The organism is Rhizobacter sp. P5_A1 (assembly GCF_056400745.1).
Map to the genome: position 1 here is coordinate 39,418 of NZ_JBFUKR010000032.1, position 14,973 is coordinate 54,390.

The 14,973-nt window shown below is 70.7% G+C and carries 16 protein-coding genes; 1 reads left to right on the forward strand and 15 read right to left on the reverse strand.

The window, feature by feature from the left end; genetic code table 11:
* Positions 1-9: 9 nt before the first annotated feature.
* Positions 10-423, forward strand: a complete 414-nt coding sequence (locus AC1DTW_RS24345) for a nuclear transport factor 2 family protein (protein WP_477983985.1) — start codon at positions 10-12, stop codon at positions 421-423.
* On the opposite strand, the gene AC1DTW_RS24350 is transcribed toward AC1DTW_RS24345, so the two are convergent.
* The 15 genes from AC1DTW_RS24350 to AC1DTW_RS24420 all read right to left on the reverse strand — a co-directional run bounded on the left by AC1DTW_RS24350 (position 415) and on the right by AC1DTW_RS24420 (position 14,697).
* Positions 415-1,089, reverse strand: coding sequence for a cysteine hydrolase family protein (locus tag AC1DTW_RS24350; protein ID WP_477983986.1), 675 nt, complete (start codon positions 1,087-1,089; stop codon positions 415-417). The two genes, AC1DTW_RS24345 and AC1DTW_RS24350, sit on opposite strands and share 9 nt — an antisense overlap.
* Entirely contained in the window at positions 1,086-2,681 is a 1,596-nt protein-coding gene (locus tag AC1DTW_RS24355) for an ABC transporter ATP-binding protein (RefSeq protein WP_477983987.1), read from the reverse strand. Before AC1DTW_RS24355 ends, AC1DTW_RS24350 begins: the two co-directional genes overlap by 4 nt.
* Positions 2,678-3,373, reverse strand: coding sequence for a biuret amidohydrolase (biuH, locus tag AC1DTW_RS24360; protein ID WP_477983988.1), 696 nt, complete (start codon positions 3,371-3,373; stop codon positions 2,678-2,680). Before biuH ends, AC1DTW_RS24355 begins: the two co-directional genes overlap by 4 nt.
* A gap of 5 nt (positions 3,374-3,378) precedes the next feature.
* Positions 3,379-4,296 carry an ABC transporter permease gene (locus AC1DTW_RS24365; RefSeq protein ID WP_477983989.1) on the reverse strand — a complete coding sequence of 306 codons (918 nt, stop codon included), beginning with the start codon at positions 4,294-4,296 and terminating at the stop codon, positions 3,379-3,381.
* A 7-nt stretch (positions 4,297-4,303) separates the two neighbouring features.
* Entirely contained in the window at positions 4,304-5,395 is a 1,092-nt protein-coding gene (locus tag AC1DTW_RS24370) for an ABC transporter permease (RefSeq protein WP_477983990.1), read from the reverse strand.
* 2 nt (positions 5,396-5,397) lie between these two features.
* The gene (locus tag AC1DTW_RS24375; protein ID WP_477983991.1) at positions 5,398-6,519 is read right to left on the reverse strand and encodes a BMP family ABC transporter substrate-binding protein; all 1,122 of its coding nucleotides are present in this window, start codon (positions 6,517-6,519) and stop codon (positions 5,398-5,400) included.
* A 114-nt stretch (positions 6,520-6,633) separates the two neighbouring features.
* Complete coding sequence (locus AC1DTW_RS24380) at positions 6,634-7,347, reverse strand: GntR family transcriptional regulator (protein WP_477983992.1); 714 nt, start codon at positions 7,345-7,347, stop codon at positions 6,634-6,636.
* Between the two features lie 8 nt (positions 7,348-7,355).
* On the reverse strand, positions 7,356-7,703 hold the full coding sequence (gene hpxZ, locus AC1DTW_RS24385; protein WP_477984001.1) for an oxalurate catabolism protein HpxZ: 348 nt from the start codon (positions 7,701-7,703) through the stop codon (positions 7,356-7,358).
* Positions 7,704-7,738: 35 nt separating this feature from the next.
* Positions 7,739-9,151 (reverse strand): AtzE family amidohydrolase, encoded by a 1,413-nt coding sequence (locus AC1DTW_RS24390; protein ID WP_477983993.1) that lies wholly within the window; start codon positions 9,149-9,151, stop codon positions 7,739-7,741.
* Complete coding sequence (locus AC1DTW_RS24395) at positions 9,148-9,357, reverse strand: DUF4089 domain-containing protein (protein ID WP_477983994.1); 210 nt, start codon at positions 9,355-9,357, stop codon at positions 9,148-9,150. The genes AC1DTW_RS24390 and AC1DTW_RS24395 overlap by 4 nt, the downstream gene beginning before the upstream one ends.
* Positions 9,358-9,383: 26 nt before the next feature.
* Positions 9,384-10,205: an ABC transporter ATP-binding protein gene (locus tag AC1DTW_RS24400; protein WP_477983995.1), complete on the reverse strand. Its 822-nt coding sequence runs from the start codon at positions 10,203-10,205 to the stop codon at positions 9,384-9,386.
* Between the two features lie 3 nt (positions 10,206-10,208).
* A complete protein-coding gene (locus AC1DTW_RS24405) occupies positions 10,209-11,039 on the reverse strand; it encodes an ABC transporter permease (protein WP_477983996.1) in 831 nt (276 codons plus the stop codon).
* A 3-nt stretch (positions 11,040-11,042) separates the two neighbouring features.
* A complete protein-coding gene (locus AC1DTW_RS24410) occupies positions 11,043-12,050 on the reverse strand; it encodes an ABC transporter substrate-binding protein (RefSeq protein WP_477983997.1) in 1,008 nt (335 codons plus the stop codon).
* 56 nt (positions 12,051-12,106) lie between these two features.
* Positions 12,107-13,948: an allophanate hydrolase gene (gene atzF / locus AC1DTW_RS24415; protein ID WP_477983998.1), complete on the reverse strand. Its 1,842-nt coding sequence runs from the start codon at positions 13,946-13,948 to the stop codon at positions 12,107-12,109.
* Positions 13,949-14,043: 95 nt separating this feature from the next.
* Positions 14,044-14,697 (reverse strand): TetR family transcriptional regulator, encoded by a 654-nt coding sequence (locus AC1DTW_RS24420; protein WP_477983999.1) that lies wholly within the window; start codon positions 14,695-14,697, stop codon positions 14,044-14,046.
* Positions 14,698-14,973 lie beyond the last annotated feature (276 nt).

Sequence of the window (14,973 nt, forward strand, 5' to 3'; positions counted from 1 at the left end):
CAGCACACGATGAACCCAGCACAGAACAAGCGAACGATGCAGGCCATCTTCGCCGAGCTCGCGCACGGCAACGGCAAGCCCTTCGTCGCCGCGATGGCCGACGATTTCTGCTGGGAGATCCCCGGCCGCGGCGCGTGGTCGCGGCGCTTCGAGGGCAAGCAGACGGTGCGCGACGAGCTGTTCAAGCCGCTGTTCGCGCAGTTCGCCACCACGTACACGAACCGCGCGCTGCGCTTCATCGCGGAAGACGACATCGTCGTCGTCGAGTGCCGCGGCCAGGTGCAGACCGTGCGCGGCGAGGCCTACGACAACACCTACTGCTATGTCTGCCGCTTCGAGAACGGGCGCCTGCGCGAACTCACCGAGTACATGGACACGGCGCTCGCCGAGGCGGTGCTGGCGCCGCCGCCGACCTCAGATTGAGTGGATCGCCTCGAGCAAGGTCGCGCTCGGCGTGTGCCAGCCGACGATCGCGCCCTGCGCCGCGATCATCGCGAGCGCGGCGGCCTTGAACGCGGGAAAGTAGCTCTCGGTCGCGTCCTCGACGAGCAGGCAGTCGTAGCCGCGGTCGTTCGCCTCGCGCATCGAGGTCTGCACGCAGACCTCGGTCGTGACGCCGGTGAACACGAGGTGCGTCACGCCGAGGGCCTGCAGCGTCTCGTGCAGGCCGGTGGACCAGAACATGCCCTTGCCGGGCTTGTCGATCACGAGTTCGCCGGGTTGTGGCGCGAGCGCCGGGATGATCGAGGTGCCGGGCTCGCCGCGGATCAACAGGCGGCCCATCGGGCCGGGTTCGCCGATGCGCAGGCTGGGCGAACCGCGCAGCCGTTTCGCGGGCGGGCAGTCCGACAGGTCGGGCTGGTGCGATTCGCGCGTGTGCACGATGGTCCAGTTGCGCGCGCGCCATGCGGCGAGCAGGCTGGCGATCGGCGCGATCGCGGTGTGCAGCAGGCTCACGTCGTTGCCGAGCGAGGCGCCGAAGCCGCCGGGCTCGACGAAGTCGCGCTGCATGTCGATCACGACGAGCGCGGCGTGGCCGGGCGCGAACGGGTACGCGAACGGCGTGGCGCCAATCTCGATCATGCTCATGCAGCCTCCGGCAACGCGTGCCCGTGATCGCCGCCGCCCATGTGCGCGCCGATCACGCGCCGGTCGGCGCCGGCGGCGGGCGTCTCGAACACGATGCGGCCTTCGCTCATCACCGCGATGCGGTCGCTGAGCTCGAGCAGCTCGTCGAGGTCTTCGCTGATCAGCAGTACCGCGCCGCCGTTCGCGCGCACCTGCAGGATGCGCGCGTGGATCTCGGCGACGGCCGCGAAATCGAGGCCGAACACCGGGTTGGCGGCGATCAGCACGTTGATCTTGCCGGCGAGCTCGCGCGCCAGCACCGCGCGCTGCACGTTGCCGCCGGAGAGGCTCGCGATCGGCGCGTTCTCGCCGCGCGTCTTGACGCCGTACTCGGCGATCCAGGCACGCGCGCGCTCGCGCCACGCATCGAAGCGCAGCCAGCCGCCGCGCTGCAGCGGCGCTTCGTCGAAGTCGCGCAGCGCCATGTTCTGCGCGACGCTGAGCTCGCCGACGCAGGCGTTGCGCAGCGGCTCCTCGGGCAGCGCGCGCAGCTGCAGCACGCGGTTCTCGGCGCGCCGCGCGAGGTACGGCTCACCGACGACCTGCACGCTGCCGGCGGTGCGCGGCCGCTGCCCGACCAGCGATTCGACCAGCTCGCGCTGCCCGTTGCCCGAGACGCCGGCGATGCCGAGGATCTCGCCGCGCCTGACCTGCAGGCTCAAGCCCTGCACCGCCAGCGTGCCGCGGTCGCCCATCGCCGAGAGGCCGTCGACCTGCAGCGCCATCGCCGCATCGGGCGGCGTCGCGGCGCGCGGTGCCGCGCTGCCTTCGGCGACGATCGCCGACGCGCTCGCGGCCGAGTCGCCGATCATCGCCTGCGCGAGTTGCTCGGGCGTCGTGCCGGCGACCGGCGCGCCGTGCACGCGCCGGCCGCGGCGCAGCACGGTGACCTCGTCGGCGTAGGCCATCACCTCGCGGAACTTGTGCGTGATCATCAGCACCGTGCACTCGCCGCGCTTCGCGACCGCGCGCACGTAGGCGAGCACCTCGTCGGCCTCCTGCGGCGTCAGCACCGAGGTCGGCTCGTCGAGGATCAGCAGGCGCGGCTTCAGGTAGAGCTGCTTCAGCAGTTCGAGCTTCTGCTTCTCGCCGGCGGCAAGGCCGGCGGGTGTCGCGTCGAGGTCGAGCTTGAACGGCGTGGTCTCGAGAAAGGCCTGCAGCGCGGCGCGCTCCTTCTTCCAGTCGATCAGCGCCGGCGTGCGGCCGCCGGCGAGCAGCAGGTTCTCGGCCACGTTCATGCCGGGCGCGAGCGTGAAGTGCTGGTAGACCATGCCGATGCCGAGCGCGCGCGCGACGACCGGCGTCGCGATGTCGTGCTCGCGGCCGTCGATCAGGATCGATCCGCCCTCCGGCCGCTGCGAGCCGGCGACGCACTTCACCAGCGTGCTCTTGCCGGCGCCGTTCTCGCCGAGCAGCGCGTGCACCGAGCCGGCGGCCACCGTCATGCTGACCGCGTCCATCGCGGTGAAGCTGCCGAAGCGCTTCGTCAGCTCGAGCGTTTCGAGGGTCAGCGCACCGGTGGCGTGCGGCTTCGGGTCGAGTGGCGCGGTCATGGGTTGCTCAATCCTTCGAGGACCGCCGCCGACGATGCGACCGCGCCGAACACGCCGCCCTGCATCGTCACCATCTTCAGCGCCGCGAGGTGGTTGCCGGGGTCGGTCGCGGCGGTGCAGTCCGAGAGCAGCAGGCACTCGAAGCCGCGGTCGTTCGCTTCGCGCATCGTCGTGTGCACGCACACGTCGGTCGTGATGCCGGCGAGCAGCAGGTTCGTGATGCCGCGCGTGTGCAGGATCAGCTCGAGGTCGGTGGCGCAGAACGAGCCTTTGCCGGGCTTGTCGATGACGACCTCGCCCGGCTCCGGCGCGAGCTCGTCGATGATGTTCCAGCCGGGCTCGCCGCGCACCAGGATGCGCCCGCACGGGCCTTCGTCGCCGATGCCGCGGCCCGCGGTGCCGATGCGGCGCGAGCGCCAGCGCTTGTTGGCCGGCAGGTCGGACAGATCGGGCCGATGGCCCTCGCGGGTGTGGATCACGTGACAGCCGAGCGCGCGCATCCGCGCCATCAATGTCTTGATCGGCGCGATCGGCGCGCGCGTCAGCGCGAGGTCGTAGCCCATCTTGTCGACGTAGCCGCCGACACCGCAGAAGTCGATCTGCATGTCGATCACGATCAGTGCCGTGTTCGTGGGGCGCAGATCGCCGTCGTACGGCCACGGATAGGGATTGGCGTCGATGAAGGTTGGCATCGCGATCACCTGGCCGAAGACAGTTCGCCCGGGCTGCCCTGCGCGACCTTACCGGGCCGGCAGCTGATCACCAGGATCACGAGCGTCAGCACGTAGGGCACCGCGCTGAACAGGTTGTAGCCGGCGCTGATGCCGATCGATTGCAGCGCCGGGCCGATCGCCCCGGCGCCGCCGAACAGCGCCGCGGCGCCGACGCAGCGCAGCGGGCTCCAGCGCGCGAAGATCACCAGCGCGACGGCGATCAGGCCCTGGCCGCTGGAGATGCCCTCGTTCCAGCTGCCCGGGTAGAACAAGGTCAGCGACGCGCCGCCGAGCCCGGCGATCGCGCCGCCGGCGGTGGTCGCAGCGACGCGGATGCCGTTGACCGAGTAGCCGAGCGCCTTCGTCGCGCTCGCCGAGTCGCCGGCGAGCCGCACCAGCAGGCCCCAGCGCGTGCGCGCGAAGGCCCAGTACATCGCGAGCGCGAGCAGCCCGCCCAGCGGCAGCAGCGGGTTGACCTGCAGGGCCGACTGGACCAGCGGCGAATCGCTCCACGCGCCGAGCGCGAGCGGCGGCAGCTGCGCGGCCTGCGGCTGGATCAGCGGCTTGCCGAGGTAGAACGCCAGCCCGGTGCCGAGCAGCATCAGCGCGATGCCGGTCGCGACATCGTTGACGCGCGGCAGCGAGCACAGCAGGCCATGCAGCAGCGCCAGCAGCGCGCCGGTCACCGCGGCGACGAGCACGCCGATCCACGCCGAGCCGCTCAGGTAGGCGCCGCCGAACGCGGCCATCGCCGACAGCACCAGCACGCCTTCGAGACCGAGGTTGATGCGGCCCGACTTCTCGGTCAGGCATTCGCCGAGGCTGACGAACAGGAACGGCACGCCGACGCGCAACGCACCGCCGAGGATCGCGGCGAGGAAAGGCAGCAGGACGTCGTTCATGTCGCGCTCAGGTGGGCTTCACGGTGCTGCTCAGCGGCACCTCGCGCGGCAGCGCCGAGCGCCGGAAGCGTTCGCCCGCAGCCTGCCAGTCGACGCCGCGCAGCGCCTCGCAGCCGAGGATCAGCACGAACGCGATGCCTTGCAGCACCTGGACCGAAGCGTCGGGCAATCCCAACCGGCGCTGCAGCAGGCTGCCCGCGGCGCCGAAGCCGCCGAACAGGATCGCGACCGGGATCACCGCGAGCGGGTTGTGGCGCGCGATGAACGACACCAGGATCCCGGCGTAGCCGTAGCCGGCGATCAGCGACGCGTTCGCGTTCGTGTGCACGGCCGCGACCTCGATCGCACCCGCCAGGCCCGCGCAGCCGCCGCCGAGTGCGCACGCAAGCAGGATCAGCGCGCTCGCCGGCAGCCCGACGAGCTGCGCGGTGCGCGGGTTGCCGCCGACCACGCGGACCGAGAAGCCGCGCGCGGTGAACGCGAGCCACAGGCCGAGCGCGACGCAGGCGATCACGCCGAGCACGAAGCCCCAGTGCACCTCGGAGCCGAAGATGCCGCCGATGCGGATGGCCTCATCGAGCGTGCGCGTCGACGGCTTGTTCAGCGTCGCGGGGTCGCGCATCGGCCCTTCGACCAGCTGCTTGAAGATCGCGATCGCGGTGTACGCGAGCAGCAGGCTCGAGATCGTCTCGTTGACGCCGCGGTACTGGCGCAGCGCGCCGGCCAGCGCGATCCATGCGGCGCCGAGCGCGAAGCCGGCGGCGCAGACGATGACGCTGCCGATCGCGTTCGCGGGCAGCGGCATCAGGTACGGCACCGCGGCGGCGGCCAGGCCGCCGAGCACCAGCGCGCCTTCGCCGCCGATGATGATCAGCCCGGCGCGCGCCGGCAGCGCGACGCACAGCGCGGTCAGCATCAGCGGCGCGGCGCGCGTCAGCGTGTTCTGCCACGAGAACCAGTCGCCGAACGCGCCCTTGAACAGCAGCACCCAGGTCTCGACCGGGCTCACGCCGCCGAGCCAGACGAACAGGCCGAACAGCAGCAACGCGCCGATCAGCGCGCCGATCGGCAGCAGCGCATCGACGGCGTTGCTGCGCATGGTCAGACGGAGCCGATCACGCCTTCGACGAGGTAGTTCATCTTCTCGAGCTCGGGGTCGGTCTGCTTCAGCGCCTTCGCGCCGGGGATCACGACCGCGCCCTTGTTGCTCTTCAGCCCGCCGGCGAAGATGTCGAAGTTGCCCGCGATCATCTTCGCCTTGATGTCGTCGGCCATCTTCTTCGCCGGCTCCGGCACCATCGTGCCGTACGGCGACATCTTCACGTAGCCCTCTTTCAGCCCGCCGCGCAGGAAGTTCGGGTGCGGCTTGCCGGCCTGCGCCGCATCGACCACGGTCTTGTACGCGGTGGTCCAGTTCCATTCGGCGCCGGTCAGGTAGGCGGCCGGCGCGAGCTTGGCCTGGCTGACGTGGTAGCCGCAGACCATCTTGCCGCGCTTCGCGGCGGTCTCGACGATCACCTTCGGGCTGTCGACGTGCATCGTGAACACGTCGACGCCCTGGTCGGCGAGGCTGTTCGTCGCCTCGGCTTCCTTCACCGGCATCGACCATTCGCCGGTGAAGATCACCGTCGTCGTGATCGCCGGGTTGACCGAGCGCGCGCCCATCGTGAACGCGTTGATGTTGCGCAGCACCTGCGGGATCGGCTTGGCCGCGACGAAGCCGAGCTTCTTGCTCTTCGTCATGTGGCCGGCGATCACGCCGTTCAGGTACTGGCACTCGTCGATGTAGCCGAAGTAGCTGCCGGTCGTCTTCGGGTGCTTGCCTTCGGTCCACATGCCGCCGCAGTGCGAGAAGCGCACGTCGGGCTCCTTCGCGGCGAGCGCGAGCAGGTAGGGGTCGAAGTAGCCGAACGAGGTCGGGAACAGCAGCGCGGCGCCGTCCTGCTTGATCATGCCGGTCATCGTCTTCGTGACGGACGCGGTCTCGGGCACGTTCTCTTCCTCGACGACCTTGACGCCCGGCAGCTTCTTCATCTCGGCGGCGGCCGCGGCCTGCGACTGGTTGTAGCCGAAGTCGTCGCGCGGGCCGACATAGATCACGCCGACCGTCAGCGGCTTCTGGGCAAGCGCGTTGCGCAACGCGAACGGCGACAAGGTCGCGAGCGAGACGGCGGAAAGCTGCGCCAGGGTGCGGCGGCGTGAGGCATCGATCGGGTTCGTCATGAGGTTCTCCGCGTTTGGATGAGGCCGCGTCGCACTTTGGTGCACGCGCTGGTATACCAAGCGGGATTCAGCAAAACCCGTGCCCGATGGGTGCGGCCGGGTCGGCGCGTCACGTCAACGCGCCAAGCGCGTGCGCGCCTCATGCAGCGTGTGCAGCGTGATCTTGCGCACCTCGGCCTTGCTCTGGTCGATGTGCGCCTTCAGCAGCAGCTGCGCCTGATCGGCCTTGCGCTGGATCACCGCACGCAGGATCTTCGCGTGCTCGGCGTAGGTCGCCTCGATGCGGTCGAGCCGCGTGAAATCGAGGTGCCGGATGATGCGGATGCGCTCGGTCACGTCCCAGTGCACGCGCGCCATCTCGGCGTTGCCGGCGGCGCGCACCAGTGTGGCGTGGAACTGCTCGTCGTTCGCACCGACCTGTCGCGCGTCGGTCAGGCGCTCGGCGATCGGCACGAGCCAGATGTCCTTCAGCGCCTCGAGCTCCGGCGGCTCGGCGCTGCGGCTGCAAAGCCGTTGCACGCTCGCCATTTCGAGCACGATGCGCAGGTCGTAGAGCTGCTCGAGCTTCTCGAAGTCGATCGGCTTGACGAACCAGCCGAGCTTCGGCTCGACATCGAGAAAGCCCTCGTTGCGCAGCCGGAACAGCGCCTCGCGCACCGGCGTGCGGCTGACGCCGAGGCGGCTGCCGAGCTCGGCCTCCGAGAAGCGGTCGCCGGCGACGAGCTGGAAGTCGTTGATCTCCGACTTCAGCGTCGCGTAGACCTGTTCGGCCAGGTTGGTGCGTGCGGCGGGATGCGGTGTCACCGAGGCGGGAAGTGCGGCGCTCATGCCCGATCTTAACGAGGCTGGATCAGGCTGACATGCGCGGCGACCACGCGCCACCCCCCAGTGGTGCGAATCCAGGTCTGGCTCTGGCGCCCAATGAGCGTGCTGGCGTCGCGATGGAACTCGGTCATCGTCGTCGCGGCGTCGCGGCCGTAGGTCGTGATCACGGTGTTCGACAGGCGCCGCGCGAGCCCGACAGCCGGCCGCGCGGCGCGGAACGCGCGGATCGCCTCGATGCCGACCAGGTTCTCGCCGGCGCCATAGCGCACGGTCTGCGGCGAATCCCAGAACAGCGCGTCGAGCACGTCGATCCGGTTGTTGACGAGCGCGTCTTCATAGCGCGCGAACACCGCCGTCATCTCGACCAGCACCTCGGGCAGGTTGATCTCGGCGATCACGGCGCGGCGACCGGCGAACTGGCGACGCCCAGCGTCTGCAGCTGGTGCGCGACGCGCAGCGCCAGGTCTTCGCGCCACGGCGCCGCGATGACCTGCACGCCGATCGGCAGCGATGCATGCGCGCCCCAGACCGGCACCGCGACGACCGGCAGCCCGATGCACGAGATCGGCTGCGTCAGCAGGCCCAGGCTCGGCCGTGCCGGCACGCGCCGGCCGCCGACCTCGATCCACTCGGTGCCGATCGGCATTGCGGCGCAGGGGGTGGCCGGCGCGAGCAGGATGTCGACCTCCTCGAACAGCTCGGCCGCGCGCAGTGCGAACCAGCGCCGCACGCGCTGCGCCTGCTGCACCCAGGCGGCCGGCAGCAGCGCGCCGGCGAGGAAGCGGTCGCGCGACAGCGGCTCGAAATCGGCCGCGCGCGTGCGCAGGTCGGGCAGGTGCAGCGCCGCGCCCTCGGCGTTGCTGATGATGAAGGCCGCGGCGCGCGCCCGCGCGACCTCGGGCAGCTCGACCGTGCGCGCCGCATCGAGCGCCTGCGCGACGCGGGCGACGGCCGCGCGCGCTTCTGCGTTGGCGTTGGCGTGGAAGTAGCCGCCGAGCGTCGCGATGCGCAGGCCGCGGACGCCGAGGCCGAGCGTGTCGGCGGTCGTCTCGATCGGGCGCGCGACGCAGCCCGGGTCGCGCGCGTCGAAGCCCTGCATCGCGTCGTAGCTCAGCGCCAGGTCGCGTGCGCTGCGCGCGAACGCGCCGAGGTGGTCGAGGCTCGCGACGAACGGGTAGCTGCCGGTGCGCGGCAGCCGGCCGAAGGTCGGCTTCAGCCCGAAGGTGCCGCACAGCGACGACGGCACGCGGATCGAGCCATTGGTGTCGGAGCCGAGCGTGATCGGCACCTGCCCGGCCGCGACCGCCGCGGCGGAGCCGCCCGACGAACCGCCGGCGATGCGCGTCGGGTCGTGCGGGTTGCGGGTCGGCCCTTCGTGGCTGTTCTCGGTCGTGAAGCCGTAGGCGTACTCGTCCATGTTCAGCGCGCCGACGAGGATCGCGCCGGCCGCCTGCAGCCGCGCGACCAGCGGGCCGTCGTGCGTGGCCGCGGGCCGGCCGCGTTCGATCTTCGAGCCGGCCAGCGTCGTCAGGCCGGCGACATCGAACAGGTTCTTCACCGCGAACGGCACGCCGGGCAGCGGCAGCGCGTGCGCGGTCGTGTCGCCGACCGCCAGGCGCGCATCGAGGGCGGCCGCGGCCTGCAGCGCGCGCTGCGCGGTGACGTCGGTGAACGCGTTGATGCGCGGCTCGGTCTCGGCGATGCGCAGCAGGCTCGCCTGCACCAGCGCGGTCGCGCTGACCGCGCCGCCGCGCACCGCGGCGGCCATCTCGGCCGCGCCGCCCTTCAGCAGCTCGTCGACGTTCATCCGCGCGTGCCCGAAGCCGGCGCGATCGGCACGAAGGCCTCGGCCGCATCGTCGGTGATCGCGAGCGGGTGCGCGCCGACGAGCTCGGCCATGCCGGCCGCCAGCGCGAAGTAGCCCAGCACGCCCGGGCGGTGGTCGGGACTCAGGGGCAGCTGCAATGCGGCGGCGGCTGCGTCTACATAGGCTTCGATCTGCGCAGGGGTCATCGAGAGAGGCGCCTTTCATTTCGTCGTCAGCGCCGCACCTCGCGTTGGAAAATCTCCAGGCTGAGCTTCTTCGCCGCGATGAAGCCGGGCTCGGACAAGGTCGCAACGGTGCGCGGTCGCGCATCGCCGTACTGCAAGATTTCGGCCACCCTGGTCGGGCGCTTCGTCAGCAGCAGCACCTGGTCGGCCAGGTAGACCGCTTCTTCGAGGTCGTGCGAGACGAGCAGCATTGTGGTGCCAGTCTGCATGAACACCTCCTGCAGCTTCTCGCGGATGAACAGCGTCATCTCGAAATCGAGCGCCGAAAACGGCTCGTCGAGGAACAGCACCTCCGGGCCCGGCGCCAGCGCGCGCATGATCGACGCGGTCTGCTGCTGGCCGCCCGAGAGCTCGTACGGGTAGCGCTTCAGGTCGAACTTGACATCGAAACTCGCGACCAGTTCGGCCATGCGCCGGTCGACCTCGGCCTTCGAGCGCCCCTCGAGCACCAGCGGGTAGGCGATGTTGTCGATCGTGCGCATCCACGGGAACATCGCCTCGCGGTAGTTCTGGAACACGTAGCCGATCTTCGTGTCGCGCAGGGTCTTGCCGTCGAACAGGATCTGCCCGGAGTCGATCGGGATCAGCCCGGCGATCATGTTGATCAGCGTCGACTTGCCGCAGCCGTTCGGGCCGAACACCGAGACGATCTTGTGCTTCGGGATGTCGAGGTCGAAGTTTTCGTACAGCGGCCAGCCGGCGAAATACTTCGTCAGCCCGCGGATCGTGATGTGCGTGCCGGCCGGCCCGGGCGCGAACGGGCGCTCGGGGACATCGGCGATCACCGCCGCGTTCAGTACTTCGGTCATGCGCTACCTCCCGCTCCAGTGGACGATCTTGCGTTCCAGCACCAGGAACAGCACGTTCAGCGCGTAGCCGAGCGCGCCGGCCGCGAGGATCGCCGCGTACATGCTCTTCACGTTCAGCACCTGTTGCGCGTCGATGATGCGGTGCCCCAGGCCGGTGTCGGAGCCGATGAACATCTCGGCGACGATCACGATCACCAGCGCCATCGAGACCGCCGAGCGCAGGCCGACGAAAGTCGGCTGCAGGCTCTCCCAGATCAGCACGTCCTTGAAGATCTGCCAGCGCGTCGCGCCCATCACCTTGGCCGCCATCACGCGCTGCTTGCGCGCGTTGATGACGCCGTACGCGCTGTTGAACAGCACGATCAGCAGCGCGCCGAATGCGGCGATCGCGACCTTGTTGACGTCCGAGACGCCGAAGATAAGCAGGAACAGCGGGATCAGCGCCGAACTCGGCGTCGAGCGGAAGAAGTCGATCAGGAACTCGACGCTGCGGTACGCGCGCTCGTTGCTGCCGAGCAGCACGCCCAGCGGCACGCCGACCAGCGCGGCGATCACGAACGCCTCGAGCGTGCGCAGCACCGTGACGCCGAAGTCGGTCAGCAGCGGCCCGCCGGCCAGGCCGGTGACGAGCGCCTGCAGCGTGTCCCACGGCGTGGGCAGCAGGATCGCCTTGATCAGCCCGGCGCGCACGACCAGGTCCCAGACGATGAAGAGCGCGACCGGGCCGACGAAGGGCAGCAGCTTGCCCCAGCTGAACTTCGCCGGCGCGGCCGCGGCGTCGGTTGAGCCGCTCCAGGGCTTTGGGGCGGCGACGGCGGTGGAGGTTTCGCTCATCGCTCAGGCCCGGTAGAGCAGCGGCTCGACCACGACCTTCTTCTCGAAGATGCCCTTGTCCGAGAACAGGTCGTAGAACTTCTGGAAGTACGCGACGTCGCTGGTCTTGAACTCGCTGTAGAGCATGTACGACGCGAGCGGCACTTCCTTCGTCAGCGCGCCTTCGATCGCGGTGTAGCCCTTCATGAACTGGCGCGCTTCGTCCGGATGGCTGCGCACCAGCTCGATGCCGCGCGCATAGGCCGCGATGAACTTTTTCGCCTCGGCCGGGTTCTTCTTGATGAACTCGCTCGTCAGGCTCGCCGAACCGCCGTGCCACGGCGCCATCGGGTCGCCGAGGATGTAGTGCGCGACGACGCCGGCCTCGAGCACGCGCGTCGTGCCGTTCATGCGGCCGATCGTGCCGGTCGGCTCGAGCGTGTAGGCCGCGTCGATCTGGCCGGCCGCGAGCGCCGCGACGTGCTGCCCGATCGGCAGCTCGGTGACGCTCATCGCGCCGGCGCCGGCCTTCTCGAGCATCGTCTTCGCCAGCGTGACGTTCTGGATGCCGGGGCCGGACGCGACGCGCTTGCCCTTCAGTTCGGCCATCGTCTTGATCGCGCTGTCCTTCGGCACGAGGAACTCCTCGAGCACGTACTTCGCGTTGCTCGGGTTCGTCGCGAAGATCTTGAACAGGCCCGGCTGCGCGATCTCGCCGATCGCGAGGTTCGCCGAGCCGGTGCCGTTCGCGCTGCCGTCGGAGCGGCCCGACAGCATTGCCTCCATCACCTGCTGCGCGCCGGCGAACTTCAGCGGCTCGACATCGAGCCCGGCCTCCTTGAAGTAGCCCTTCTCGATCGCCGCGAAGAACGGCAGCCCGGCCGCGACCGGCCAGTAGCCGACGCGGATTTTCGGGGCCGCCTGGGCGCGCACGAAACCGGGCGCGCCCAGGCTCGCGAGCGCGACGCCGGACGCGGCGGCGCCCAGCAGGCGGCGGCGTGTCGCCGAGGGGTCGAACAGCGGTCGGCTCATGCGAATCTCCCGAAAAGGTGAGGGAACGGAAAGGGAAGGCGACCCGGCTCGGCCCCTCAGGCCGGCGTGACGGGCTGAGAGGCCTGCAGGAACGCGCGCCAGCCGCCGAACGCGGTGATGTCGCGCGCGCCGGCGAGCGCAGACGCCTCGCAAACGAAGCCGTGCACCGAGCGGCCATCGGCCAGCGCCAGGCTGCCCAGCCCGAGCGGCGCCGGGATCAGCGCGAGGAACGAGCCGACCGCGTCGAGCGGCATGTCCCAGACCTCGACCGCGATCGACGCGCCGCCGGCGGCCACGCGCTGCAAGCCGGGCTTCGGCGGCACGGTGCCCGGCAACGCGAACAGGCGGTATTGCGGCGCGGTCAGCGTGGCCTCGCGCAGGGTCGCGCCGCGTTCGGTCAGCTGCGCGTTCAGCGGCAGGCCGCTCAGGTGCGCGCCGACGACCGCGATCGGCAGCGTCGGCCGGCTCGCCGGCCAGGCCGCGAGCGGGTCGGGCGCCGAGGCGGCCTCGAAGGGCCGCGCGGTCGCGCCGAGCGGCAGCTTCACGCTCGCCTCCCAGCCCTGGCCGAAGCGCGCCAGCGCCGCATCGGCGGCGCCGGGGGCGATGAAGGTCACGCCGAATGGCAGGCCGATCTCGGTGAAGCCGGCCGGCAGCGCGAGCGCGCACCAGCCGAGCAGGTTGACGAAGTTCGTGTACGTGCCGAGCAGCGCGTTCGCGCCCAGCGGGTCGGCGTCGATGTCGGTGTGCTTGGGGTGCGCCGGCGCGGTCGGCACCATCAGCAGGTCGACCTGCTGCCACAGCGGGGCGGTGTCGCGCAGCGCGTCGCGCAACGCGTACTGCGCGCGGAACGCATCGGTCGCGCTGAACTGGTTCGCGACCTCGATGACGCGGCGCACCGTCGCGTCGATCGCGGCCGGATCGCGCTGCATCAGGGCCTGCACGACCGCGTGCCGCTCGGCCACCCACGGGCCGCCGTAGAGCAGCTTCGCGACCGCGAGCAGCGGCGCGAAATCGAGCGGCAGCACCGTGTGGCCGAGCGCGCGCGCCTGCGCGACGGCGCGCTCGAAGCAGGGCGCGTAGCCGGCGTCGCCACCGAACACCGGTGCGGCCGGCACACCGATGCGCAGCGCCGCCGGCGGCAGCGCGGCGCCGACGCGGAACGCGCTGTAGGCGTCGGCCGGGTCCGGCCCTTCGATCAGCGCGAGCACCTCGGCGGCGTCGGCCACCGTCAGCGCCAGGACCGAGATGCAGTCGAGGCTGCGGCAGGCCGGCACGACGCCGCTGCTGCTGACGCGCCCGGGCGTGGGTTTGAGCCCGACGAGGTTGTTGAAACCGGCCGGCACGCGGCCCGAACCGGCCGTGTCGGTGCCGAGCGCGAACGGCACGTCGCCGCGCGACACGACGACCGCCGAGCCCGAGCTGGAGCCGCCGCTGATGCGCTCGGCCGCGAAGGTGCTGCTCGGCCGCCCGTACGGCGAGCGCGCGCCGACCAGGCCGGTCGCGAACTGGTCGAGGTTGGTCTTGCCGATGCAGACGGCGCCGGCGGCGATCAGCTTGCCGACCGCATGCGCATGGGCAAGCGGGGTGCGCAGGTAGGCCGGGCACGCGGCGGTCGTCGGCAGCCCGGCGACGTCGATGTTGTCCTTGACCGCGAACGGCACGCCGAAGAGCGGCATCGCGCGTAGCGCGGTCGCACGATCGGGCTGGCGCGCGGCGCGGAACTCGAGTGCCGCGACGCTCGCCTCGAGCTCGGCCGCGCCCGCCTGCGTGATCCAGGCCTCGGCCGGGCTTTCGCGCTGCAGCCGGCGGCGCAGCGCCTCGAGCAGGTGCCGCGGCGAAGCGCCGTCGCGATAAGCGCGGCGCCAGTCGGACAAGGTGAGAAGCGGGAGCGGGTCCATGCGACGTTATGGTGCACTCATCGGTATACCAAAAAGTGCACAGCAGGAAGCATGCCCGCGCCGAGCGCGGTGCGCCGCCCGGTTCGCGCCGACGGCTACGCGGGCTGCACCGTGCGCAGCACGGCGTCGATCACGAAGGTTTCCCAGTGCGCCAGCGCGTCGGCGGTCTCGAGCTGCTCGCCGAGAAAGGCCGACAGCGTGAAGCGGTTCGACAGGTAGAAGTAGCCCATCGACGCGATCATCAGGTAGACATCGCGCGCGGCCACGTCGGCGCGGAACAGCTTCTGCTGCACGCCGCGCGCCAGCACTTCGCCGAGCACGCTGACCGCCGGCGACGAATACTCGCGCGCCCGCAGCGACTTCGAGATGTGGCGGCCGCGATGCAGGTTCTCGGTGTTCAGCAGCGTGATGAACTCCGGGTGCTTCTGGTAGTGCAGCCACATGAAGCGGATCACCGCCTTCAGCGCATCGACCGGCGGCACGCCGACCAGCGCGAGCTTCGACTCGGCCTCGTTGAAGCGGCGGTACATCTCCTCGAGCACCGCGATGTACAGGCCTTCCTTGCTGCCGAAGTAGTAGTAGATCATCCGGTCGTACGACTTCGCGGCCTTCGAGATCTGCTCGACGCGCCCGCCCGCGAAACCGTGCTTCGCGAACACCTTCGTCGCCGCGCGCAGGATGCTCTCGCGCGTCGCCTGCGCCGCCAGCGCCCGCACGCCGGGCTTGCGCGCCGCGGGCACGGCGCTCATCTTGGGTGCTCCATGCATGCTTGTTCCGCTTGCCAGAGTCGGCGCGATCGCCGGCACAGGCTGGCCGCCCGGTGGGCAGACTGCTCGCCCCTCGCTGCGCGAGGGGTACCCTGCGATGCTCGGTCTCCTGGCCCGTCGCCGAACTCGCTCCGTTCGCTGCGCTCACTGCACTCAGACAGCCGCGACGAGTCAGTTGACGAAGCGCGCTGCGCGCGCGGCCAGGAGCCCTGCGCTTCTCGGCGTCGCACACAGCCCACCGGCCGGCCACCCCGCACC

Excerpts from the sequence above, each read along its gene's own strand:
- AC1DTW_RS24355 (WP_477983987.1), bottom strand. The coding sequence starts at position 2,681 with ATGACCGCGCCACTCGACCCGAAGCCGCACGCCACCGGTGCGCTGACC.
- AC1DTW_RS24380 (WP_477983992.1), bottom strand. The coding sequence starts at position 7,347 with ATGAGCGCCGCACTTCCCGCCTCGGTGACACCGCATCCCGCCGCACGC.
- AC1DTW_RS24370 (WP_477983990.1), bottom strand. The coding sequence starts at position 5,395 with ATGCGCAGCAACGCCGTCGATGCGCTGCTGCCGATCGGCGCGCTGATC.
- AC1DTW_RS24390 (WP_477983993.1), bottom strand. The coding sequence starts at position 9,151 with ATGAACGTCGACGAGCTGCTGAAGGGCGGCGCGGCCGAGATGGCCGCC.
- atzF (WP_477983998.1), bottom strand. The coding sequence starts at position 13,948 with ATGGACCCGCTCCCGCTTCTCACCTTGTCCGACTGGCGCCGCGCTTAT.
- AC1DTW_RS24410 (WP_477983997.1), bottom strand. The coding sequence starts at position 12,050 with ATGAGCCGACCGCTGTTCGACCCCTCGGCGACACGCCGCCGCCTGCTG.
- hpxZ (WP_477984001.1), bottom strand. The coding sequence starts at position 7,703 with ATGACGGCGGTGTTCGCGCGCTATGAAGACGCGCTCGTCAACAACCGG.
- AC1DTW_RS24375 (WP_477983991.1), bottom strand. The coding sequence starts at position 6,519 with ATGACGAACCCGATCGATGCCTCACGCCGCCGCACCCTGGCGCAGCTT.
- AC1DTW_RS24400 (WP_477983995.1), bottom strand. The coding sequence starts at position 10,205 with ATGACCGAAGTACTGAACGCGGCGGTGATCGCCGATGTCCCCGAGCGC.
- biuH (WP_477983988.1), bottom strand. The coding sequence starts at position 3,373 with ATGCCAACCTTCATCGACGCCAATCCCTATCCGTGGCCGTACGACGGC.
- AC1DTW_RS24350 (WP_477983986.1), bottom strand. The coding sequence starts at position 1,089 with ATGAGCATGATCGAGATTGGCGCCACGCCGTTCGCGTACCCGTTCGCG.
- AC1DTW_RS24365 (WP_477983989.1), bottom strand. The coding sequence starts at position 4,296 with ATGAACGACGTCCTGCTGCCTTTCCTCGCCGCGATCCTCGGCGGTGCG.
- AC1DTW_RS24395 (WP_477983994.1), bottom strand. The coding sequence starts at position 9,357 with ATGACCCCTGCGCAGATCGAAGCCTATGTAGACGCAGCCGCCGCCGCA.
- AC1DTW_RS24405 (WP_477983996.1), bottom strand. The coding sequence starts at position 11,039 with ATGAGCGAAACCTCCACCGCCGTCGCCGCCCCAAAGCCCTGGAGCGGC.
- AC1DTW_RS24420 (WP_477983999.1), bottom strand. The coding sequence starts at position 14,697 with ATGAGCGCCGTGCCCGCGGCGCGCAAGCCCGGCGTGCGGGCGCTGGCG.
- AC1DTW_RS24345 (WP_477983985.1), top strand. The coding sequence starts at position 10 with ATGAACCCAGCACAGAACAAGCGAACGATGCAGGCCATCTTCGCCGAG.